Origin of the sequence: Candidatus Planktophila limnetica (genome assembly GCF_002288365.1) — a bacterium.
Lineage (GTDB): Bacteria > Actinomycetota > Actinomycetes > Nanopelagicales > Nanopelagicaceae > Planktophila > Planktophila limnetica.
The window spans coordinates 655,138-675,562 of record NZ_CP016782.1 but is presented as its reverse complement, the minus strand read 5'-3'; the positions used below and the strand labels follow the sequence as shown (position 1 = coordinate 675,562).

21 protein-coding genes are annotated in these 20,425 nt (G+C 44.1%); 16 read left to right on the top strand and 5 right to left on the bottom strand.

What is annotated here, in order from left to right:
* Positions 1-11 precede the first annotated feature (11 nt).
* The 3 genes from PHILAsVB114_RS03655 to PHILAsVB114_RS03645 are packed head-to-tail and all read left to right on the top strand — an operon-like array spanning position 12 to position 3,650.
* Positions 12-1,652 carry a CTP synthase gene (locus tag PHILAsVB114_RS03655; RefSeq protein WP_095698037.1) on the top strand — a complete coding sequence of 547 codons (1,641 nt, stop codon included), beginning with the start codon at positions 12-14 and terminating at the stop codon, positions 1,650-1,652.
* Positions 1,649-2,749 carry an alanine dehydrogenase gene (ald, locus tag PHILAsVB114_RS03650; RefSeq protein WP_095698036.1) on the top strand — a complete coding sequence of 367 codons (1,101 nt, stop codon included), beginning with the start codon at positions 1,649-1,651 and terminating at the stop codon, positions 2,747-2,749. The genes PHILAsVB114_RS03655 and ald overlap by 4 nt, the downstream gene beginning before the upstream one ends.
* Positions 2,727-3,650: a site-specific tyrosine recombinase gene (locus PHILAsVB114_RS03645; protein WP_095698035.1), complete on the top strand. Its 924-nt coding sequence runs from the start codon at positions 2,727-2,729 to the stop codon at positions 3,648-3,650. Before ald ends, PHILAsVB114_RS03645 begins: the two co-directional genes overlap by 23 nt.
* On the opposite strand, the gene PHILAsVB114_RS03640 is transcribed toward PHILAsVB114_RS03645, so the two are convergent.
* Positions 3,651-4,064, bottom strand: a complete 414-nt coding sequence (locus tag PHILAsVB114_RS03640; protein WP_095698034.1) for a hypothetical protein — start codon at positions 4,062-4,064, stop codon at positions 3,651-3,653. It lies immediately after the preceding gene.
* Positions 4,061-4,945, bottom strand: a complete 885-nt coding sequence (locus PHILAsVB114_RS03635) for a ParA family protein (RefSeq protein WP_095698033.1) — start codon at positions 4,943-4,945, stop codon at positions 4,061-4,063. Before PHILAsVB114_RS03635 ends, PHILAsVB114_RS03640 begins: the two co-directional genes overlap by 4 nt.
* A 107-nt stretch (positions 4,946-5,052) precedes the next feature.
* Between PHILAsVB114_RS03635 and PHILAsVB114_RS03630 the strand changes: the two genes are divergently transcribed.
* The 13 genes from PHILAsVB114_RS03630 to gcvP all read left to right on the top strand — a co-directional run bounded on the left by PHILAsVB114_RS03630 (position 5,053) and on the right by gcvP (position 17,360).
* The gene (locus PHILAsVB114_RS03630; RefSeq protein WP_095698032.1) at positions 5,053-5,928 is read left to right on the top strand and encodes a segregation and condensation protein A; all 876 of its coding nucleotides are present in this window, start codon (positions 5,053-5,055) and stop codon (positions 5,926-5,928) included.
* A 7-nt stretch (positions 5,929-5,935) separates the two neighbouring features.
* A complete protein-coding gene (gene scpB / locus PHILAsVB114_RS03625) occupies positions 5,936-6,481 on the top strand; it encodes an SMC-Scp complex subunit ScpB (RefSeq protein WP_420021989.1) in 546 nt (181 codons plus the stop codon).
* A 109-nt stretch (positions 6,482-6,590) separates the two neighbouring features.
* The gene (locus PHILAsVB114_RS03620) at positions 6,591-7,304 is read left to right on the top strand and encodes a pseudouridine synthase (RefSeq protein WP_095698030.1); all 714 of its coding nucleotides are present in this window, start codon (positions 6,591-6,593) and stop codon (positions 7,302-7,304) included.
* Between the two features lie 269 nt (positions 7,305-7,573).
* Complete coding sequence (aroH, locus tag PHILAsVB114_RS03615) at positions 7,574-7,936, top strand: chorismate mutase (RefSeq protein WP_095698029.1); 363 nt, start codon at positions 7,574-7,576, stop codon at positions 7,934-7,936.
* A gap of 11 nt (positions 7,937-7,947) precedes the next feature.
* Positions 7,948-9,018: a prephenate dehydrogenase gene (locus PHILAsVB114_RS03610; protein WP_095698028.1), complete on the top strand. Its 1,071-nt coding sequence runs from the start codon at positions 7,948-7,950 to the stop codon at positions 9,016-9,018.
* Positions 9,019-9,046: 28 nt separating this feature from the next.
* On the top strand, positions 9,047-11,017 hold the full coding sequence (der, locus tag PHILAsVB114_RS03605; RefSeq protein WP_095698027.1) for a ribosome biogenesis GTPase Der: 1,971 nt from the start codon (positions 9,047-9,049) through the stop codon (positions 11,015-11,017).
* Positions 11,018-11,024: 7 nt separating this feature from the next.
* Positions 11,025-11,603 carry a CDP-alcohol phosphatidyltransferase family protein gene (locus PHILAsVB114_RS03600; protein ID WP_095698026.1) on the top strand — a complete coding sequence of 193 codons (579 nt, stop codon included), beginning with the start codon at positions 11,025-11,027 and terminating at the stop codon, positions 11,601-11,603.
* Positions 11,604-11,617: 14 nt separating this feature from the next.
* Entirely contained in the window at positions 11,618-11,998 is a 381-nt protein-coding gene (gcvH, locus tag PHILAsVB114_RS03595) for a glycine cleavage system protein GcvH (RefSeq protein ID WP_095698025.1), read from the top strand.
* A 75-nt stretch (positions 11,999-12,073) separates the two neighbouring features.
* Positions 12,074-12,553 (top strand): FHA domain-containing protein, encoded by a 480-nt coding sequence (locus PHILAsVB114_RS03590; RefSeq protein WP_095698024.1) that lies wholly within the window; start codon positions 12,074-12,076, stop codon positions 12,551-12,553.
* Positions 12,550-13,263 carry a transcriptional regulator FtsR gene (gene ftsR, locus PHILAsVB114_RS03585; protein ID WP_095698023.1) on the top strand — a complete coding sequence of 238 codons (714 nt, stop codon included), beginning with the start codon at positions 12,550-12,552 and terminating at the stop codon, positions 13,261-13,263. Before PHILAsVB114_RS03590 ends, ftsR begins: the two co-directional genes overlap by 4 nt.
* Positions 13,264-13,281: 18 nt before the next feature.
* On the top strand, positions 13,282-13,788 hold the full coding sequence (locus PHILAsVB114_RS03580) for a bifunctional nuclease family protein (protein WP_095698022.1): 507 nt from the start codon (positions 13,282-13,284) through the stop codon (positions 13,786-13,788).
* Between the two features lie 119 nt (positions 13,789-13,907).
* On the top strand, positions 13,908-14,414 hold the full coding sequence (locus tag PHILAsVB114_RS03575; protein ID WP_095698021.1) for a MerR family transcriptional regulator: 507 nt from the start codon (positions 13,908-13,910) through the stop codon (positions 14,412-14,414).
* A 48-nt stretch (positions 14,415-14,462) separates the two neighbouring features.
* Positions 14,463-17,360, top strand: coding sequence for an aminomethyl-transferring glycine dehydrogenase (gene gcvP / locus PHILAsVB114_RS03570; RefSeq protein ID WP_095698020.1), 2,898 nt, complete (start codon positions 14,463-14,465; stop codon positions 17,358-17,360).
* A 36-nt stretch (positions 17,361-17,396) separates the two neighbouring features.
* On the opposite strand, the gene PHILAsVB114_RS03565 is transcribed toward gcvP, so the two are convergent.
* Genes PHILAsVB114_RS03565 through PHILAsVB114_RS03555 form a run of 3 tightly spaced genes read right to left on the bottom strand, consistent with a single transcriptional unit; the run spans position 17,397 to position 20,423 of the window.
* Positions 17,397-18,128 (bottom strand): polyprenol monophosphomannose synthase, encoded by a 732-nt coding sequence (locus PHILAsVB114_RS03565; protein ID WP_095698019.1) that lies wholly within the window; start codon positions 18,126-18,128, stop codon positions 17,397-17,399.
* Entirely contained in the window at positions 18,118-19,539 is a 1,422-nt protein-coding gene (gene lnt, locus PHILAsVB114_RS03560) for an apolipoprotein N-acyltransferase (RefSeq protein ID WP_095698018.1), read from the bottom strand. The genes PHILAsVB114_RS03565 and lnt overlap by 11 nt, the downstream gene beginning before the upstream one ends.
* Entirely contained in the window at positions 19,533-20,423 is an 891-nt protein-coding gene (locus PHILAsVB114_RS03555; RefSeq protein ID WP_204246843.1) for a 5'-3' exonuclease, read from the bottom strand. The genes lnt and PHILAsVB114_RS03555 overlap by 7 nt, the downstream gene beginning before the upstream one ends.
* Positions 20,424-20,425 lie beyond the last annotated feature (2 nt).

The following is a 20,425-nucleotide window of genomic DNA, read 5'->3' as shown; positions in this document are numbered from 1 at the left end:
GTTGTTCTTCCATGGGCCAACCTCATGTAACCAAGCATTTGTTTGTCACCGGTGGGGTCGCCTCAAGTCTGGGCAAAGGACTCACAGCCTCAAGTCTCGGAAGATTATTGATTTCGCGTGGTTTGCGCGTAACAATGCAGAAACTAGATCCGTATTTAAACGTTGATCCTGGCACAATGAATCCTTTTCAGCACGGTGAAGTCTTCGTTACAGATGATGGCTCTGAAACAGATTTAGATATTGGTCATTACGAGCGTTTTCTCGATAGAAATCTCCACGGATCTGCCAATGTGACTACCGGTCAGGTTTATTCGCGTGTTATTAGTCGCGAACGTCGTGGAGAGTATTTAGGTGAAACCGTTCAAGTAATTCCTCATATTACAAATGAAATCAAAGAGAGAATTCGCGCAATGGCGGCGCCTGATATCGATGTTGTTATAACTGAAATTGGCGGCACAGTTGGAGATATTGAATCGCAACCATTTTTAGAGGCTGCAAGGCAGATTCGTCAAGAAGTAGGTCGAGATAATGTCTTTTACCTTCACATTTCACTTGTTCCATATATTGGGCCTTCTGGAGAATTAAAAACAAAACCAACTCAACATAGTGTCGCCGCTCTTCGTAGTATTGGTATTGCACCGGATGCGGTTGTGTTGCGCTCTGATCGACCTATTCCCGATGCAATTAAGCGGAAAATTTCGCTGATGTGCGATGTTGATCTCGAAGCAGTAGTTGCAGCCGTTGATGCTCCATCAATTTATGACATTCCTAAGGTGTTATACGCAGAAGGTTTGGATGCCTACGTAGTTCGCAGATTAGGTCTTAAGTCCCACGATGTTAAGTGGGGAGATTGGGATGCACTTCTCAAGATTGTTCATAATCCGAAGCATCACATAAAAGTTGCATTAGTGGGCAAGTACATAGATTTACCAGATGCCTATCTTTCGGTATCTGAAGCACTACGTGCTGGTGGCTTTGCAAATAATGCAAAAGTTGAGTTGAAATGGATTGCAAGTGATGATTGCGCAACACCTGAAGGAGCAAAGAACGCCTTATCTGATGTTGATGCCATCTGTGTTCCTGGTGGATTCGGTGTGCGAGGCATTGAAGGAAAACTTGGTGCATTGACGTATGCGCGCGAAAATAAGATTCCAACCCTTGGTCTTTGTTTAGGACTGCAGTGCATGGTCATAGAAGCTGCTCGTAATATGGCTGGAATAAAAGATGCTAACTCCTCTGAATTTTCACCTGATTCTGGAACCCATGTGATCGCTACGATGGAAGATCAGAAAATAATCGTTGCCGGTGATGGAGATATGGGAGCGACCATGAGATTGGGACTATATAAAGCAGATTTGTTGCCAGGTTCAATTGTTGCTCAGACCTATGGCAGTAAAGAGATTTCAGAGCGACACCGCCATCGTTATGAAGTGAATAATAAATACAGAGAGCAAATCGAGGCTGCCGGTGTGGTTTTCTCAGGCATCTACACCAAAGAAAATCTTGTTGAATTCGTTGAATTGCCAGCGCAGATGCACCCATTTTATGTTGGAACACAGGCACATCCTGAATTGCGTTCAAGACCAACGAATCCACATCCATTATTTGTTGGATTGATCGCAGCAGCACTTGCTATAAAGAACTCCAAATGATTATTGGCGTTCCACGAGAAATAAAGCTCCAAGAATTTCGCGTCGCCCTTACTCCAGAAGGTGTAGCTGAGTTTGTAAAAAACGGTCACACAGTATTTGTTGAGAAGGACGCAGGAGTGGGTTCGAGTATTACTGAACAGAATTACCTTGATGCAGGTGCCCAGATTCTTAAGACGGCAGATGAAGTGTGGGCTCAGTCGGAGATGATTATGAAAGTGAAAGAACCAATCGAAGCCGAATATATTCGAATGCGTCCAGGCCAAGTGCTCTTTACCTATTTACATCTAGCAGCTTCCAAATCTTGTACAGATGCACTTGTTAATTCCAAAGTCACATCCATCGCTTATGAAACTGTTGAAGTAGATGGAGCGCTTCCATTACTTATTCCTATGAGCGAAGTTGCCGGACGTATGGCAGCGCAGGTTGGCGCAGATGTTTTATTAAAACCTCATGGTGGTCGCGGAGTTCTATTGGCCGGTGTTCCTGGAGTATCACCTGGCAAAGTTGTTGTTATCGGAGGCGGAATAGCTGGCCTTAACGCAGCCGTTATCGCTAGCGGAATGGGCGCTGACGTTGTTGTACTTGATCGCTCCGCGAAGAGATTGGCACAGATTGATCAGGTCTATAGCGGACGAATCAAGACGTTGATGTCTAGCACTTCAAGTATTCAAAAATCTGTGTATGAAGCAGATTTAGTTATCGGGGCAGTATTGATTCCGGGGGCGAAGGCACCCAAACTAGTGATGAACTCTGATGTTTCTAAAATGAAGCCTGGTTCCGTATTAGTAGATATCGCAATTGATCAAGGTGGCTGTTTTGAAGATTCAAGAGCAACAACTCATGAGAATCCCACGTATGCAGTCCATAACTCAATTTTCTATTGTGTAGCGAATATGCCGGGAGCTGTGCCGGTCACATCAACGTATGCTTTAACGAATGTAACATTGCCATTTGCTTTGCAAATTGCCAATCTCGGTTGGAAAGAAGCAATGAAAAATAACCCAGATCTAGCTAAAGGTTTAAATACTCATGATGGCAAAGTTACTTATAAAGCCGTAGCCGAGGCACACGGTTATGAATTCGCACCAGTTTTTTGATCAGTTCCTGAATTTCCAGCGTATAGAACGCGGATTATCAAAGAACTCATTAGCAGCCTATACCCGAGATCTAGAGCGATTCAGCACATTTTTATCCAAAGAAAATATTGACGCCCTAAGCTTTGATGAAACACAGGCAGAGAAATTCATCTCGTACTTACATTCAGAGAAACTCGCTTTAAGTACATCTAATCGAATTTTATCTACGCTTCGCTCCTTCTACGCATACTTAGAGCGCGATCATGGTGCGTACAACCCAATGAAGGATGTTCTCTCACGAAAGATTCCTTTGCGTTTACCCAAAGCGTTAACGATTTCACAGATTACTCAATTAATTGAAGCCACAGTTGTCTCCGATGACATTGTTAGTTTGAGAAACAAAGCAATTCTTGAACTTCTATACAGTTCTGGAGCTCGAGTGTCCGAGGTAGTTGGGTTAAACCTGGGTGATGTTTTGGATATGAAATCTGAAGATGCGGATGTACGAATAATTAAATTACGGGGCAAAGGCGGCAAAGAACGAATAGTCCCCATGGGTAGCTATTCTGTAAAGGCGCTAGATGATTATTTGGTCAGAGTTCGTCCCTCTCTAGTTTCAAAAAACGCGAAAGGTAAGAATGAAGCGTTATTTCTAAATCAACGAGGTTCCAGAATTTCACGTCAAAGTGCCTGGCAGCTAGTTGTCGATGCTGCCAATCGGGTTGGGTTAACCGAAGGTATTTCTCCGCATGTTTTCAGACATTCATTTGCCACGCATTTATTAGATGGTGGCGCGGACATACGAGTTGTTCAGGAGTTGCTAGGACATGCATCCGTTACTACAACGCAGATATACACGTTGATAACAATCGATAAAATCAGAGAGTCATATGCAATGGCTCATCCGAGAGCGCTTAATTAATTACTGTCCGCGCAATCGTCTAGCAAGAATACTTTGATCACCCTTTGCTTCAAGATCGGCGATGATAACTGCAATAGATTCACGAACAATACGACCGCGATCTACTGCTAATCCTAAATCACCACGTAGTTGTAAACGTGCTTGATCTAAATCGTAGAGTTCATCAGGGGATAGGTAGACAGTTATTTTTTCATCATGTCTTTCGCGACCCGAAGGTGAACGATCAACTGTGGTGACACGTCGACGTTGAATTGCGCGCACGCCTTTTTTCGATGGTGACGTTGTAGGCGCTGCAATAGCTGGTGCAACAAGAGGTTTGGCAGGTTCAACATCAGGTTGTTTAACTGAAGTGAGAGATGGGGAAGTAGAACGGAATAGTTCATCTGCTCCGGGAAGACTAGCTCTGCGTGTCATTTTGCGCCCCCTCTGGCAATTAATTCACGTGCTAAACGACGGTATGAAGCTGCTCCACCGGAGGATGAAGCATATGAAGTGATTGGTTCGCCAACAACTGTCGTTTCTGGAAAACGAATTGTTTTAGCGATTATTGTTTCAAATACATCTTCGGGATATTTCTCAAGGATTGCACCCAGAACTTCGCGATTATGAAGAGTTTTGCGCTCATACATCGTGGCAAGAATGCCAATCAACTTGAGATCAGGATTTAAGAAGCTCTTTACCTTGTCTAAGTTGCCCTTTAGTTCAATAAATCCGTGGAGTGCAAAATATTCACATTGCAAAGGAACAATTACTTCATCAGATGCAACGAGGGCGTTAATAGTTAATTGACCCATAGTTGGTTGGCAATCAATTAAAATTACGTCATAGAACTCTTTAAGTGGAGTAAGTGCGCGCTTTAGATACTGTTGACCGCCTATTTCAGCGCCAAGTGTTGTTTCGGCAGTTCCTAAATCTCTATTTGCAGGCAGAAAGTCCAAACCAGCGACACTTGATTTCAAAACAATCTGATCAATGTCGGCGGTGGGAGTCATCAAAGCGTAATAAACGGTTTGCTCTAAAGGCAGCGAATGAGCATTGACACCTAGTCCCAGGGATAAACCACCTTGAGGGTCAAAGTCAACGAGTAATACGCGACGACCTAATTCAGCAAGGCTGGCACCTAGATTTATTGTTGAAGTTGTTTTTCCAACTCCACCTTTTTGATTGAAGATCGCAATAACTTTGGCGCCGCCATGTTCTGTTAAAGGCTTTGGCGTAGGAAAACTCTTAGGTGTTTTGTTTAGAAGAGCCGAGGTGGTTGCCACATCTTCTTCGAATGTCGATTTAGCGTTCAAGCGAGAAACCTCTTTCTTCCTTTTTCGGGGACTCTACGCATTAGCCACCTCCGAGGCAAGTGGGCTCCCTGACTTATTTGTCCGGCAAAGTGAAGTACGGTTCGCAGATGGACACCCAATTGAGCAATGGCGATGAAGTAATTACGCCTGAAAACCCTGGGTTCTCCGTTCACCTCACTAATTTTGATGGGCCTTTTGATCTGTTGCTTCAATTGATTTCAAGGCACAAAATGGACATTACTGAAGTTGCCCTGAGTGCGGTTACCGATGAATTTATTGCTTTTATCCGTGCCCTGGAAATATCTGGAGAAGGCTGGCGCTTGGATCAAGCTACTGAGTTCCTTGTTATTGCCGCAACGCTGCTAGATCTCAAGGCAGCGAAATTATTGCCAAGTGGTGAAGTTGAAGATGAAGAAGATTTGGCGCTACTTGAAGCTCGCGATCTTCTCTTCGCCCGATTACTGCAGTACCGGGCGTTTAAGGAGATTGCGGCGACCTTTAACCAGCGTATAGAAGCTTTCGATAAGACATTCGCTCGTGTTGTCTCTTTAGACCCAGCCCTTGCTTCGCTTTTACCTGAAGTTTTAATCGGTGTTGGGGCCTCCCGCTTCGCTGCTATCGCGGAACGAGTTCTCACGCCTAAGAGTGCACCTGTTGTGGCTATCGAGCACTTGCACTCCGCACTAGTAAGTGTGAGCGAAGAGTCTAAACTCGTGGTTGAGGCTTTACGCAAGGGTCGAACCATGAGTTTTCGTTCACTTATCTCTGATGCTTCTTCCACACTCGTTGTGGTTGCTCGTTTTTTAGCTCTATTAGATCTTTATCGACAAGGCGCTTTGCGATTTAACCAAGTGGTTGCTTTAGGTGATCTGCAGATCAGTTGGACCGGCGCTGAAACAGGCGAGATAGAGACCACCGACGAGTTCGATGTTCCAGTAGTTTTAGAAGACGAAAAGGCTGATTCAAAGGTCGACGGGGAGTAACGTGGAAATCAAAGACATCCATAGGCATATTGAAGCCATTTTGATGGTGGTAGATGAGCCTGTAAGCGAGCTGACGTTGGCTACCGTCCTGGAAGTAACTCAAGACGAGATTTCACAGGCGTTATCTGAGCTGACGCAGAGTTATGGCGAGCGTGGTTTTGCGCTGAAAAGCGTGGCTGGAGGGTGGCGTTTCTATAGTCACCCAGATAGCGCTTCAGTGGTTGAAAAGTTCGTATTAGACGGCCAGCAATCTCGGTTGACTCAAGCCGCACTTGAGACTTTAGCGGTCATTGCCTATCGCCAGCCGGTATCTCGAGCGCGAGTATCAGCCATTAGAGGCGTAAATGTTGAGGCTGTAATGAAGACCTTGGTCACGCGCGGATTGGTCGAGGAGTACGGCCTGGAGCCTGAAACTGGGGCTATTTTATATAAGACCACAAATTACTTCCTGGAGCGTTTAGGGCTGAACTCCCTCGAAGATCTGCCAGCCCTGGCTCCGTATCTGCCTGATCTCGAGCATTTAGATGAGATTCTTGATTCGCTAGTCGATTAATTCTGCTAGCGCGCTTGACGTAAAAAACTCTTAACTTCTGCTGTAGAGTTCTATCTGCATCGCTGAATCAGAAGGCGATACGTTGACTGTCGGGAATGGATAGCCACATATGAGTGAAAAACGCTTGAATAAAATTATCGCTGATGCGGGTATCACGAGCCGCAGGGGAGCCGATGATTTAATCGCTTCCGGTCGTGTCAGTGTTGATGGATTGGTCACCAGAGAACTCGGTGCCAAATTTGATCCAGCAAAATCTGAAGTCATGGTTGATGGTGAGACAATTACGCAATCTTTGACCAAAACTTACCTAGCACTTCATAAGCCTAAAGGTGTCTTGTCCACCATGTTTGATCCAGAAGGCCGACCTTGTTTAAGTGACTTTATTGACCTACGAACAGAACGACTTTTTCATGTAGGGCGTCTGGATAAGGATTCTGAAGGTCTAATTCTTCTGACTAATGATGGCGAATTAACCTTTCGAGCGACCCATCCTTCTTATGGTTTGGAAAAAACTTACATAATTGAATACGAAGGCAAGTTGCCGGTAGGGGTGGAAAAAACTCTCCTTAAAGGTGTCGAGCTCGAAGACGGAATAGGACGAGTTCTGACTTTCAAAGAGCTCTCACCCACATGGGTTGAAGTGAGTATCCATGAAGGTCGTTACCACATCATCCGCCGATTGATGGCTGCCGTCGGGATCGACGTTCTTCGTTTGATACGTACGAAGTTCGGACCTATCTCGCTGGGAGAAACAGCTGAAGGAAGGTGGAGAGATTTGAACTCCGGAGAATTGTTAAATATACAAAAGGCTTTAAACATTTAACCACTTGCCTTTATATCGGTATTTGCGGTTATTATGGTTAAATCTATTTATCGATAACATGTGCTGAAATATCTATTTATCGATTATTCAGATGTCTTCTGAGCGCTAGATTGCGGATAAATCGATAATTCTCAGTAAAGTTAATGAAGCTTAGGAAGTTGATCCAAAAGATACACAAATTAGATAGGCATTAAATCAAGATATTAATAAATCATTTAATCAATAATTCAATCCGTCATTCAATCGATGCCAAGCGTTACTCTTTACCCATGAATGTACGAGCTATTCGTGGAGCCACTCAGGTCCAAGCCAACGACCCATCTTCTATCGGGGAGGGGTCAAAAGAGCTATTGAGCTCTATTTTGAAGGCCAATAACCTTGAAATTTCTGATGTTATATCTGTGCTTCTAACTGCATCCCCTGATCTCAACGCTGCTTTCCCTGCCAGTGCGGCACGCGAAATCGGTTTCCAATCTGTACCGTTGTTGTGCGCTCAAGAGATTGATGTTCCAGGTGCTCTGCCACGCACAATTCGAGTTATGTTGCACTGCAACTCCTCACGCTCAGTTCAAGAAATTGAGCATGTGTATCTGCACGGGGCCAGTGTTCTGCGCAAAGATTTAGCGCAATAAGGCTACTTGATATGGCAATTTCCTCAGTAAAAATTGTAGGTTCCGGGCTCATTGGCACATCTATCGGTTTAGCCTTATCTGCGCGAGATATCAGGGTTCAGATGTCTGATCTGCAACCTGCGGCGGCTCTTTTGGCGCAATCGCTCGTAGATGATGATGCTCGTTTTGAAAATAACCATGCATTCGATGTTGTGGTGCTTGCTGTACCGCCGAGTGCATTCAAAGATGTACTCGCACAGGAAATTGAACTCAATACATTATCCACATTTGTAGATATCTTGAGCATAAAAACTAAACCTTTACTAGATGTTGAATTATTTCAAGAAATTCTTCCACGTTATGTCGGGACTCATCCCATGGCTGGTCGTGAAGTAGCGGGAGCTCAATCTGCGCGAGGAGATCTCTTTGTTGGCCGCCCTTGGATAGTGACATCGGGGAACGTAGTTTCCAAAAAAAGCGGAGATCTTGCAGCCGAATTGATTAGCTTGTGCGGGGCAATTGCAGTGCAGATGGACCCTCATGAACACGATCAAGCGATGGCTCTGATTTCTCACACGCCTCAGTTGATAGCCAGTATTTTGGCGGCTCAATTGGTTGGAAGTAACACCAAGTGGCTGGGTTTAATAGGTCAAGGTTTCAAAGATGTTACCCGCATTGCTGATTCGGATCCGCAATTATGGAAAGAAATCATCAGCGAAAATGCAGAAAATATCGTTCCTGTACTCAGTGCTTTTAGAAAAAAGTTGGAATCTATCGAGTCAGAACTAAGTAATCCTTCTTTGGCGCAATCAATAATTGAGTCAGGAAATGCAGGACGAAAACTCATTCCCGGTAAACACGGAAGTGCGGCTCGAACATATATTTATCTACATATTGTTATAGATGACAAAGCAGGTCAGTTGGCAGCGATTTTCAATGATTGCGCGAAAGCTGATGTAAATATTGAAGATGTTTCCATCGAACACACTCCTGGACAAAACACTGGCTTGGTCACATTATCGATTCTAGATCTGGGTAAAGCGCAGATTCTCGAGGAATTCCTTAGAACTGCAGGCTGGAAAGTACATTCAACGAGTAATTAATACTTCCTACGGGACGTAGAATTGCGCCATGGGAATCGTTGTAGCAATAGATGGTCCCAGTGGAGCAGGTAAATCTAGTACCGCAAAATTAATTGCTCATCGCGCTGGTTGGAACTATCTAGATACTGGCGCACTTTATCGTGGCGTAACGTGGTTAAGTTTAGAAAAGAACGAACAAGACCCAAGAAAACTAATTGAACTTCTTAAATTATTTCCTCTACGTTTCAATTGTGATGCGCAAAATCCAATTCTATTTGTTGGCGATACTGATGTTAATGATGCAATTCGTTCTCAAGAGGTGACTGATCGCGTTAGCCATATTGCAGCTATTCCTGAGATAAGACATGAACTCTTATCGATTCAACGTCAATATATAAAAATTGCGCCACGTGGAATTATTGTCGAAGGACGAGACATAGGAAATGTTGTAGCACCTGAATCTCCATTAAAACTTTATTTAACTGCTGATTTAGAAGCACGCGCCACGCGTAGAGAAGCTGAAATCGCAACGGCCGATGTTTCAACGGAGGCAGTGAAAAACTCTCTAGATGGGCGAGATCTCATTGACACAACGCGTAAAGCCTCGCCCTTGCAGATGGCATCAGATGCGGTTCTTATTGACTCAACGCTTTTAAACCTAGAAGAAACCGTTGAGCGTGTTTGGGAATTACTGCGTGAACGCAATTTACTCGGACTTCCAATTGTGGCAATACTCGGACGACCTAACGTTGGTAAGTCAACATTAATAAATCGATTTATTGGCAGACGAGAAGCAATCGTTGAAGACACCCCTGGTGTTACTCGCGATCGTGTTCAATACGAATGCGAATGGGGTGGACGCAGATTCATCGTGATGGATACCGGCGGATGGGAATCTAAACCCGATGGCATTTCTATTGCGGTCAGTGCCGGAGCTGAGATCGCAATGGAGCAATCCGATGTTTTATGTTTCGTAGTTGATGCACAAATTGGCGCATTAGATGAAGATGATGTTTTAGTTCAGGAACTGCGAAAAGCCAAGAAGCCAATTGTTTTAATCGCAAACAAAGTTGATGGCGAACGCGAAGAATCAGATGCGCACTCATTATGGAACCTGGGATTAGGTGAACCGCATTTTGTTTCTGCTCTACATGGAAGAGGCAGCGGCGATCTTCTAGATAAAGTTGTTTCACAACTACCCGAAGTTGGACGCGCTCAAGTCCAGGATGGATACCGCAGAGTGGCATTGATTGGCCGACCAAATGTTGGGAAATCATCGTTGCTCAACGCATTAGCTGGTGAAGAGCGTTCTATAGTTTCAGAAATTGCTGGCACTACTCGCGATCCAGTTGATGAGTTAATCACTTTTGGTGGTTCAACCTGGCGATTTATTGATACTGCAGGATTGCGAAAGCGCTCTAATCAGGCAAGTGGCACGGATTATTACGCATCACTTCGCACACAAGCCGCTATTGAACGCTGTGAAGTTGCAGTAATTGTCTTAGATGCAAGTGAAGCTATTTCAGAACAGGATTTACGCATCCTTACGATGGCTGAAGAAGCTGGAAAAGCGATGGTTATCGTGATGAATAAGTGGGATTTAGTAGATGAAGACCGTAGAGATCAATTAGATCGCGAAATTGATAGACATCTAGATCAAATTGAATGGGCCCAACGCGTTAATGTCGCTGCCAAGACAGGGTGGCATAGAGACCGATTAGCACCTGCGCTTCGAACCGCTATTGATTCATGGGAAAAACGCGTGCCAACATCGAAACTCAATTCATTCCTGGGAGCTCTGATTGGCGCCACGCCACCACCTGTGCGCGGTGGAAAACAACCCAAGATTTTTTATGCCACTCAGGCAGGTATTGCGCCACCTAAGTTTGTCGTTTTCTCAAGCGGATGGATTGAAGCCTCATACAGACGCTTTATCGAGCGTCGTTTACGTGAAGAATTTTCTTTCCCTGGAACCCCGGTCCAAGTTGCTATCCGTGTGAAAGAACGCGACAAGAGTTAGTTCTGCCATGAATAAGAACATCAATATTCCTAACGCACTCAGTTTCCTGCGTTTATTGGGTATTCCAGTATTCATCTATTTCGCACTCGTGCGTGAACAAGATGTGATTGCTATAACGATTTTAGCGATAGCCGGAATTACCGATTACCTAGATGGCAAATTAGCCAGAGCCTGGAATCAAACATCTGATTTAGGTGCGATGTTAGATCCTGTGGCAGATCGTATTTATATTCTGGCAACACTTATAGTTTTGTATCAACGCGAAGCAATCAATCTATGGGTCATTTTAGTTCTGCTTTTCAGGGACGCCATTCTGGCGCTTATGACTTTGGTTCTTAAAGTACGAGGCTTACAACTGATGGAAGTTACTTATCTCGGAAAAGCAGCAACTTTCAATCTTTTGTACGCTTTTCCTCTGCTGTTATTAGCAACGCATCAATCGGTGGCTGGTGAGATCGCTTTTGCTATTGGATGGGGTTTTGCGCTCTGGGGGATAGCTCTATACCTCTATACAGGTTTGATCTATTTCCAAAATGGCTTAGGGAGTATTAGAGTTAACTCCAGAACCACAAACCCCGATTCTTAGAACCAGAGGTATGAATGTCTAACATTCCCGATTCACTCAAGTACACAAAAGAACATGAGTGGGTAGCATCTTCTGCCACTGCCTTGGTTTATCGAGTCGGCATTACTGATTACGCCCAAGCCGCTCTGGGGGATATTGTTTACGTTCAATTGCCAAAAGTTGGCGAAAAATTGAGCGCTGATAAAGTTTGCGGAGAAGTTGAGTCCACTAAAAGCGTTTCAGAGATTTTTTCACCTGTAACTGGCAGCGTTGTTGCAATTAATTCAGAGTTAAATTCAGCACCTGAATCGATTAATAGCGATCCATATGGCACCGGGTGGCTCTTTGAAGTTTCCGTAGATTCTGAACCCAATAACCTACTTTCTGCGGCAGATTACGCTGCAATCACGGCTTGACCCACAGGGTTACATCCCCCTAGTGTCACCCTTAAGTTCAAGGTGAGCCCGCGGAAATAGAGAGAAGGGTAATTCGTGGCAGCTGTAGAAAATGAACGCGAATTAACCACAACACTCAATCTTGGATTACGCGGTATCGATACACCAGGTGGGATTTCACCAGCCCAGCAATATCTGCAGAAAATTGAACCATCTATTCGCGCAATTATTGATCAAGTGTGTGCACCTGGTTCAGGTAAGGCAATGCTCGTCATTCATCGCGGTCCAGCACAAGGCTCTCGTTTTCTATTGGATGCGCCAAGCACATCTATAGGACGTTCCCCCGAGAGTGATGTTTTCTTCGACGACGTAACAGTTTCACGAAAGCACGCACGTATCGAGCGTTTACATGAGGATTTTACGATCATTGATTCTCAGAGTTTAAACGGAACTTATGTTAACTCCGTTTCTGTTACAGAAAAGGTTTTACATATGGGTGATGAACTGCAAATTGGTAAATTTCATGCATTATTTTTCGGTAATTCACAAATTAAATCTCTGGGGGAGAAGAAATGAGCGTTCCAGCACGCGCCTACTTAAGCATCGGTGAAGTTCTAACAAAGCTGCGTGGAGATTTCGCAGATATAACAATCTCAAAGATTAGATTCCTCGAATCTGAAGGATTAATTGATCCACAGCGAACACCATCTGGATATCGCAAATTTACTGGTACCGATTTAGAGCGCTTACGTTACGTATTGCAGGCACAGCGCGATCAGTATCTACCTCTGCGTGTTATCAAAGAAAATTTGGACGCACTCGATCGTGGGTTACAACCTGCTGCCACATCAGGTGCCGTTGCTACACCTCGTCTTGCCACAGTAGATGGCGAAATGGCGCCGGCAGCATTTGGTGAATCCAGTGAGATGCGTTTGTCCCGTGATGAATTACTTAAGTCAAGTGGTTTAACTGAGAACGCACTCGTTGAATTAGAATCTTTTGGACTTATTGCACCCCGTGGTCGCCACTATGACGGGGATGCGCTCTCTGTTGCGCGTGCAGTTACCGAGATGGGCACTTTTGGAATTGAACCCCGCCATTTGCGTTCTTTTAAGTCAGCTGCCGATCGTGAAATCGGGTTGATTGAACAGGTGATTACTCCTTTGAACCGTCAAAAGAATGCTGAATCAAAGGCGCGCGCGCAAGAAGTTCAAAAAGAGATTGCATCTTTATCAATTCGCCTTCACGCATCGTTGGTGCGTGGGGGATTAAATCGCCTTCGATAGTTTCGGTTCTTCATGAGCATGGTTGCTATGCAAGTTGTTGGAGTTCGAATCGAGATGCCTTCGAACCAGCCAATCGTTTTGCTTAAGGAAATAGATGGTGTTCGATTTTTGCCTATTTGGGTTGGAGCGGTAGAGGCCACAGCAATCGCCTTTGCCCAACAAGGAGTAACTCCGCCTAGACCTCTCACGCACGATTTAATGCAAGATATTGTGGAATCACTGGATGCGACTTTAACGGCAGTTCAAGTTACAGCCATAGAAGATGGTGTTTTCATGGCATCGCTGTTATTGCGCGACCCTGAAGGCAAAGCAATTAGTGTCTCTTCGCGTCCATCAGATGCAATCGCACTGGCTCTTAGAACCCATAGCAACATTTTGGCTGATTCTGAACTACTAGATAATGTTGGGATTGAAATACCCGATGATGTGGCCGAAGATGCGGCCGCTGCTTCAGGGGAGAGTTCTGAGGTGGAGAGATTTCGAGAGTTTCTGGATCAGATCAACCCTGAAGACTTTGCTGGGTAGTCAGATATAACCATGAAACTCTCAACCTCAAGTATAGGTTTTGGGAGTGTCGCTGCGGGTAATCACGCATGGTGCGACCTATCCTTATCTCACTCCCCAAGAGAATTGAGATTCCCCTCATGACTTCAACGCCAGATTTTGAACTCATTGGCTATCGCGGCGCAACCGCTTGTTCGGCTGCCGGTATTAGTTATCGCCAATTAGATTACTGGGCGCGCACGGGGTTAGTTGAACCAAGTATTAGACCAGCTGGGGGATCAGGTTCAACTCGTCTCTATGGCTTTCGAGACATTCTGGTTTTAAAAATTGTTAAGCGTTTATTAGATGCTGGCGTGTCACTGCAGAACATTCGAACAGCAGTTAATCATCTACGTGATCGCGGCGTAACTGAATTAGAGCGCATTACTTTAATGAGCGATGGTGCATCCATCTACGAGTGCGCAAGTCCTGATGAAATTATTGACTTACTTGCAGGCGGCCAGGGTGTCTTTGGCATAGCCGTAGGCAAGGTTTGGCATGAAGTTGAAGGTTCACTATCGATGCTCTCTGGTGAAATCGATGGTCACACAGTAGGTGGCGAAAGTAACGATGAATTATCCCTTCGCAGGAAGCGCAAAGGCGCCTAACAGGCATATTCTTCCCTTAGCACTCATTTAAAGCTGGGGGATTTAGCAATGTCGCGTGATGAGCACTTTTCGTCTTATCAGCAGTACGAATCTTTCGAGCGTCGCCACATAGGTCCAACATCCTCGCAGGAAAATGAGCTTCTAAAAGCACTTGGTTATAAAGATATGCAATCTTTCATATCTGATGTGGTTCCAAGCAACATTGCAATGGCGAAGAAGTTAAAAGATCTCTTGCCTGAGGCGCTAACAGAAGTACAAGCAATTCAAACTCTGCGCGAAATAGCTGATAAAAATGAAGTTTTCACATCTTTTATAGGTTGCGGTTATTACGGCACTATTACACCACCGGTAGTAATGCGCAACGTTTTGGAAAATCCGGCTTGGTACACCGCATACACCCCTTATCAACCAGAAATTTCGCAAGGACGCCTTGAAGCACTCTTTGCTTTTCAAACGGCCGTATGTGATTTAACAGGATTGCCCATTGCCAATGCATCGATGTTAGATGAAGGTACGGCAGCAGCCGAAGCGATGACACTTGCTCGTAGATCAAATAAAGGCAGTGAAGATGCAGTGTTCCTAATTGATCACAATGTTCATCCACAAACTCGCGCAGTAATTACTACTAGGGCCAAGCCTCTTAATATTGTTATAGAAGAGTTCGACGCCTCTGCTGGAATTACAACACAATCACCTTATTTTGCAGTTCTCGTTCAATATCCTGATACAACAGGTGCGGTTTGCGATTATTCGAAAATCTGTGAGGTTGCGCATAAAAACGAGGCCTATGTAATCGCAGCAACAGATCTTTTAGCTTTAACTCTGCTTAAACCTCCAGGGGAGTGGGGCGCAGATGTTGCTATTGGTTCGGCCCAACGTTTTGGTGTTCCAATGGGGTTTGGTGGACCGCATGCTGGTTTCATGGCAGTTAGAAATGGTTTAGAACGCTCACTTCCAGGTCGCTTAATTGGTCAAAGTGTTGATGTTCACGGAAATCCTGCCTTTAGATTGGCGCTTCAAACTCGCGAGCAGCACATTCGTAGAGACAAAGCCACAAGCAATATCTGCACCGCTCAAGTGCTCTTAGCGGTCATGAGCGCCTTTTATGCAATGTGGCACGGACCTATCGGTTTGAAACTAATCGCACAGCGCATACATGATCAAACGCACTCATTTGCATCAGCACTAAATAGTGCTGGGATAAAAACTATAAATGAAACTTATTTCGATACCTTAACAATTGAAGTTAAGAGCGCCGCAGAAGTGCATAAGCGCGCAAAAGAACTTCGAATTAACTTGCGCAGCATCGACGATACTCATGTTGGTGTTTCTTTCGATGAAACAACTACAGGCAAAGATCTACAAGATTTAGCAACTGTTTTTGGTATCTCCCTTAAATACTCTTCACCTGCTCAAGCATATGATGCGAAGCTGCAGAGAAATTCGTCCTATCTTGCGCATCCGGTGTTTAATATTAATCACTCTGAAACAGCGATGCTGCGATACATCCGAACTTTATCCGATCGTGATCTAGCTTTAGATCGCACCATGATTCCACTTGGCTCATGCACAATGAAGTTAAATGCAACTACTGAAATGCAATCGGTAACTTGGCCAGAATTTTCCGCACTTCATCCGTATGCTCCAACAGAGCAAAGCGTTGGATCTCGCCAACTGATTCAGGAATTATCGGATTGGCTCATTGCTATTACAGGTTATGACGCAGTTTCACTGCAACCAAATGCCGGTAGTCAGGGAGAGTTTGCCGGTTTATTGGCGATTCGTAATTATCACGACAGCCGCGGCGATCACAATAGAACTATTTGTCTAATTCCATCTAGTGCACATGGAACAAACGCGGCTAGTGCAGTTATGGCAGGAATGAAGGTTGTTGTTATTTCTTGTGATGATCATGGAAATGTTAGTGTTAACGATATTAAAGCGAAAATCACTGAATATGGTTCAACACTTGCTGCTCTCATGGTTACTTATCCGTCGACACACGGTGTCTTTGAAGTGGCAATTTCGGAAATTTGCGAATTAGTTCATGCTGCAGGTGGACAGGTTTATGTTGATGGTGCGAATTTGAATGCACTAGTTGGTCTAGCACAACCCGGAAAATTCGGTGCAGATGTCTCTCACTTGAATTTACATAAAACATTTTGTATCCCGCACGGTGGTGGGGGACCCGGAGTTGGCCCTGTTATTACGCGAGCACATCTTGCTCCTTTCTTACCTAATCATCCGATGGATCATCTAGCCGGGCCTGTAACAGGTCCTGGACCTGTGAGTTCTGCTCCATATGGTTCAGCGAGTATTTTGCCTATTTCTTGGGCTTACATACGGATGATGGGGGGAGAAGGACTAACGCATGCCACGCAAGTTGCAATTTTATCTGCCAATTACATTGCGTTGAAGTTAAATCCTTACTACCCGGTTCTCTATTCAGGCGATAATGGACGAGTTGCACATGAATGTATTTTGGATTTACGAGAGATCACGAAGAACTCTGGTGTTACCAATGATGATGTGGCCAAACGATTAATGGATTATGGATTTCATGCTCCAACTATGAGTTTTCCTGTTGCAGGAACGTTTATGGTTGAGCCAACTGAGAGTGAAGATATAAATGAGATCGACAGATTTATTTCAGCGATGATTTCAATTCATGGCGAAATTATGGATGTGCAAAATGGAGTTATCGCACACGAAGATTCACCTTTAGCTCATGCACCTCACACGGCAGGAGATGTTGTTTCCAGCCAATGGGATAGAAAATATCCTCGTGAGATCGCAGCTTTTCCTGAAATGCTAGATGGTTTGATTCCAGGTGAAATCATTGGAATGCGCGGCAAGTATTGGCCTACATCTGGACGCATAGATGGTGCATTCGGGGATAGAAACCTCATTTGTTCCTGCCCACCGATATCTGCTTTCGCAGAGTAATGCTTCCTGGGGTAGCAGATTTAGTTCGTTTTAAACTTACTTAACATAATGTAACTTATCGGCGTTAGGCTTGAACCTACGCTTGAGCGCCCACCAGCTCACGCGCAAAAACGCCTCTATAACGATGCTGCCGCTCATCTTTGATTCTCCTGTGCGCCGTTCAACGAAATGAATCGGCTCTTCACTAATCGTTGCGCCTTGTGAATATAAAGCTTTAATCATCTCTATTTGAAAACAATAACCATTAGATCGGATTGCCTCTAAATCTACCTTCTTAAGGAACTCAACATCATAGATTCGTAATCCTGAAGTGAGGTCTTTGAAAGGTAGAGCCAAGCATTTGCGGGCATACCAAGTACCGAATTTGGATAGAAACTGCCTGTTAATGCTCCAGTTAAATACTTCGCCACCAGGCATCCATCTTGTCCCCATAACCACATCAAAATGAGAACTTTTCAAGATCAATTTTTCAACATCGCTAACCAAATGAGAACCATCAGCATCCATTGTGACAATCTTTTCATAACCTCTTGATATCACTTGATTAATCCCAGATAAATAAGCTGGTCCGATACCATTTTTTGAACCATTATTAATGACGCTTACTCGATCAAAATGTGATTTATCGATTAAATCAGCAGTTCCATCCGGTGAATCATCATCTATAACAATAATGTCAACATTTAGTTGATTCAGCTCTTGAATCAACGCGAGAATGGAGTTGGATTCATTAAATGTTGGAATCAAAACCACAGTTCTATGCGTCATATGATCTTTTTCTTAAATAAACACCAAAGAAGCCAAGAATGAGAACAATTGATGACAAAGATCCGAAACGATGGGCTATGGACTCATCATCAATAATGTCAACTTTGTCATAAAGATACGCCGCGTTGTTCTGCTTTGTAATTGAGACAACTTGACCTTGATTGTCAATAACTGCAGAAACACCTGTTGTTGAGACACTTACAAGCCACCTGTTATTCTCAATGGCTCTTATACGACTAATGTTTAGTTGCTGCATGCTTTGAGAACTCTTAGCGAAAGTTGCATTATTTGTCTGCACAAGCATCAAATTAGTTCCTGAAACTGATGAATTCACCGTCGCATCATCTATGAGTTCATAGCAAATTACCGGTGATGCTTTTACGCCCGCAAATGTATGCATAACAGCTTTGTCACCCGCGATAAAATCTGTAACATTTTTGCTCAAAGGCGAAACAAATTCAGATAACAAGCGCAAAGGTATGTACTCACCGAAAGGAGTTAAGGCTCTCTTGACATACGTTGTAGCTACTTCCCCTTTATCACTCCACATAATTGATGCATTTTGTAATCCTTGTGGGGTCTTAAGTACAACGCCTGCGATGATCGGAGTATCTGATTGAATCGCTATGTCTGCTATTTGATCATTTACGTCCCTATTGATGAATGGATCAACATCTACTGCATTTTCTGGCCACAAAATTGCATCCGGTTTGGAATCTATTTTTGAAAGTGCGATATTGGTTTGCTTTACGTGCATTTGGAACACTTCTTTTGCTCGAGAATTAAAATCTAAGCCCAATTGCGGCACATTGCCCTGAATTGCCAGAATGCGAGCACTCCCCTGCCCGGCAGCTTGTGCTGGTAACAAGATTGCAATAGTGGAGCACAACATGATCAACGCCACCGAAACTAACTGTGCTCTTGCAAAGAAGAGATACAGCGCTATTCCCAATGAAATCGCAATAGCACTTAAAGATAAGTCTCCAAAATATGATGCAATCAGCCGATAGGGCGAATCAGCCTGGCTAAATGAAAGTCGATTCCATCCGAATCCTCCAAAGGGAAAATTTGAACGAAGCTCATCGCATACGAGCAGCAATGGCAATACCAGCCATACCCGTGAAACTCGGCCACGCTTGAAAGAGATTAAACCCAAAGGTAGGTAAAAAACTGATTGCAGTAAAACCAACAAAATTGTTGGAATCAATCCGACGAATGTTCCGGTCCATGACAAGGTGAAATAGTTAAAAACTATTGCGAAAACAAATGCTACGAAATAAGAATGACGTGTTTTGGTTACGGCATATAAAAAAAGAGCAATTGACAGTGGCAAAGAAAACCACCAATTAAGCGGCGCGAATGCTGCCGAAAGAAGCAATCCCGACGCCAGCGAAAGGAAAAAACTTACCATCCCAGCGCTGCAATCATCCGATCAATGCTGGCGCCTAATCCATGCTGCTTCTGGAGAGAGTAAATCTGCGACAAATCTGTCGGTTTTATAGGCAGATTTAAATCGATGTTTGGCAAACTTACATCACGAGCACACTGCACAAGCGTAGGAGCAATCTCTAAATAATCTTGTCCTGCAATTATTTTCTTGATCAGATTAGGACTTAGGCAATCATGTGAGTTCCTTGCAGCATCTATTACGTCTTCAACAGAGGAAAAATGATTGGCAATGAGAGCAGCTCCTTTTTCACCGATACCTTTCACACCTGGTAAACCGTCAGAAGGATCTCCTCGGAACATCGCAAATAATGCATAGCGATCCCCCGGTATTTCATACTTTCTTCCTATCCACGCGCTATCAACTAGATCATGCTGAGAGATACCCTTAGCTAGGTAAACAATTTTTACATCTTTTTGATCATCTACTACCTGAAACATGTCCCGATCTCCTGTAACAATTCTGATGGGACCATTTTCTCTTTGCGCAAAAGATGCCATGACATCATCTGCCTCATAATCATCAACACCTACTATCGGGATACCGAAAGCATCTAACACATCCATCAAGATTGGAATTTGCGGAGCAAGTAAATCTGGTTCTTCCTCCCCACCATCCTCATCTAACCGATTTGCTTTGTAACCCGGAAAAAGTTCAACCCTCCAAGAAGGTCTCCAATCCCCTTCAATGCACGCGACTAATCTTGTGGGTTTATAGATAGTCATTAATCGAGCACTCATATCTAAATAACCTCGGATGGCATTTATCGGTGTTCCATCTGGTGAAAGCAAAGAGTCTGGCATTCCATAGAAGGCTCGATACCAAAGGGACGCGGAATCTAAGAGCATTA

What these genes read in the sequence shown, in the direction of transcription:
- PHILAsVB114_RS03655 (WP_095698037.1), top strand. Translation starts at nt 12, where the DNA reads ATGGGCCAACCTCATGTAACCAAGCATTTGTTTGTCACCGGTGGGGTC.
- ald (WP_095698036.1), top strand. Translation starts at nt 1,649, where the DNA reads ATGATTATTGGCGTTCCACGAGAAATAAAGCTCCAAGAATTTCGCGTC.
- PHILAsVB114_RS03645 (WP_095698035.1), top strand. Translation starts at nt 2,727, where the DNA reads ATGAATTCGCACCAGTTTTTTGATCAGTTCCTGAATTTCCAGCGTATA.
- PHILAsVB114_RS03640 (WP_095698034.1), bottom strand. Translation starts at nt 4,064, where the DNA reads ATGACACGCAGAGCTAGTCTTCCCGGAGCAGATGAACTATTCCGTTCT.
- PHILAsVB114_RS03630 (WP_095698032.1), top strand. Translation starts at nt 5,053, where the DNA reads ATGGACACCCAATTGAGCAATGGCGATGAAGTAATTACGCCTGAAAAC.
- PHILAsVB114_RS03620 (WP_095698030.1), top strand. Translation starts at nt 6,591, where the DNA reads ATGAGTGAAAAACGCTTGAATAAAATTATCGCTGATGCGGGTATCACG.
- aroH (WP_095698029.1), top strand. Translation starts at nt 7,574, where the DNA reads ATGAATGTACGAGCTATTCGTGGAGCCACTCAGGTCCAAGCCAACGAC.
- PHILAsVB114_RS03610 (WP_095698028.1), top strand. Translation starts at nt 7,948, where the DNA reads ATGGCAATTTCCTCAGTAAAAATTGTAGGTTCCGGGCTCATTGGCACA.
- der (WP_095698027.1), top strand. Translation starts at nt 9,047, where the DNA reads ATGGGAATCGTTGTAGCAATAGATGGTCCCAGTGGAGCAGGTAAATCT.
- PHILAsVB114_RS03600 (WP_095698026.1), top strand. Translation starts at nt 11,025, where the DNA reads ATGAATAAGAACATCAATATTCCTAACGCACTCAGTTTCCTGCGTTTA.
- gcvH (WP_095698025.1), top strand. Translation starts at nt 11,618, where the DNA reads ATGTCTAACATTCCCGATTCACTCAAGTACACAAAAGAACATGAGTGG.
- ftsR (WP_095698023.1), top strand. Translation starts at nt 12,550, where the DNA reads ATGAGCGTTCCAGCACGCGCCTACTTAAGCATCGGTGAAGTTCTAACA.
- PHILAsVB114_RS03580 (WP_095698022.1), top strand. Translation starts at nt 13,282, where the DNA reads ATGGTTGCTATGCAAGTTGTTGGAGTTCGAATCGAGATGCCTTCGAAC.
- PHILAsVB114_RS03575 (WP_095698021.1), top strand. Translation starts at nt 13,908, where the DNA reads ATGACTTCAACGCCAGATTTTGAACTCATTGGCTATCGCGGCGCAACC.
- gcvP (WP_095698020.1), top strand. Translation starts at nt 14,463, where the DNA reads ATGTCGCGTGATGAGCACTTTTCGTCTTATCAGCAGTACGAATCTTTC.
- PHILAsVB114_RS03565 (WP_095698019.1), bottom strand. Translation starts at nt 18,128, where the DNA reads ATGACGCATAGAACTGTGGTTTTGATTCCAACATTTAATGAATCCAAC.
- lnt (WP_095698018.1), bottom strand. Translation starts at nt 19,539, where the DNA reads ATGGTAAGTTTTTTCCTTTCGCTGGCGTCGGGATTGCTTCTTTCGGCA.
- PHILAsVB114_RS03555 (WP_204246843.1), bottom strand. Translation starts at nt 20,423, where the DNA reads ATGCTCTTAGATTCCGCGTCCCTTTGGTATCGAGCCTTCTATGGAATG.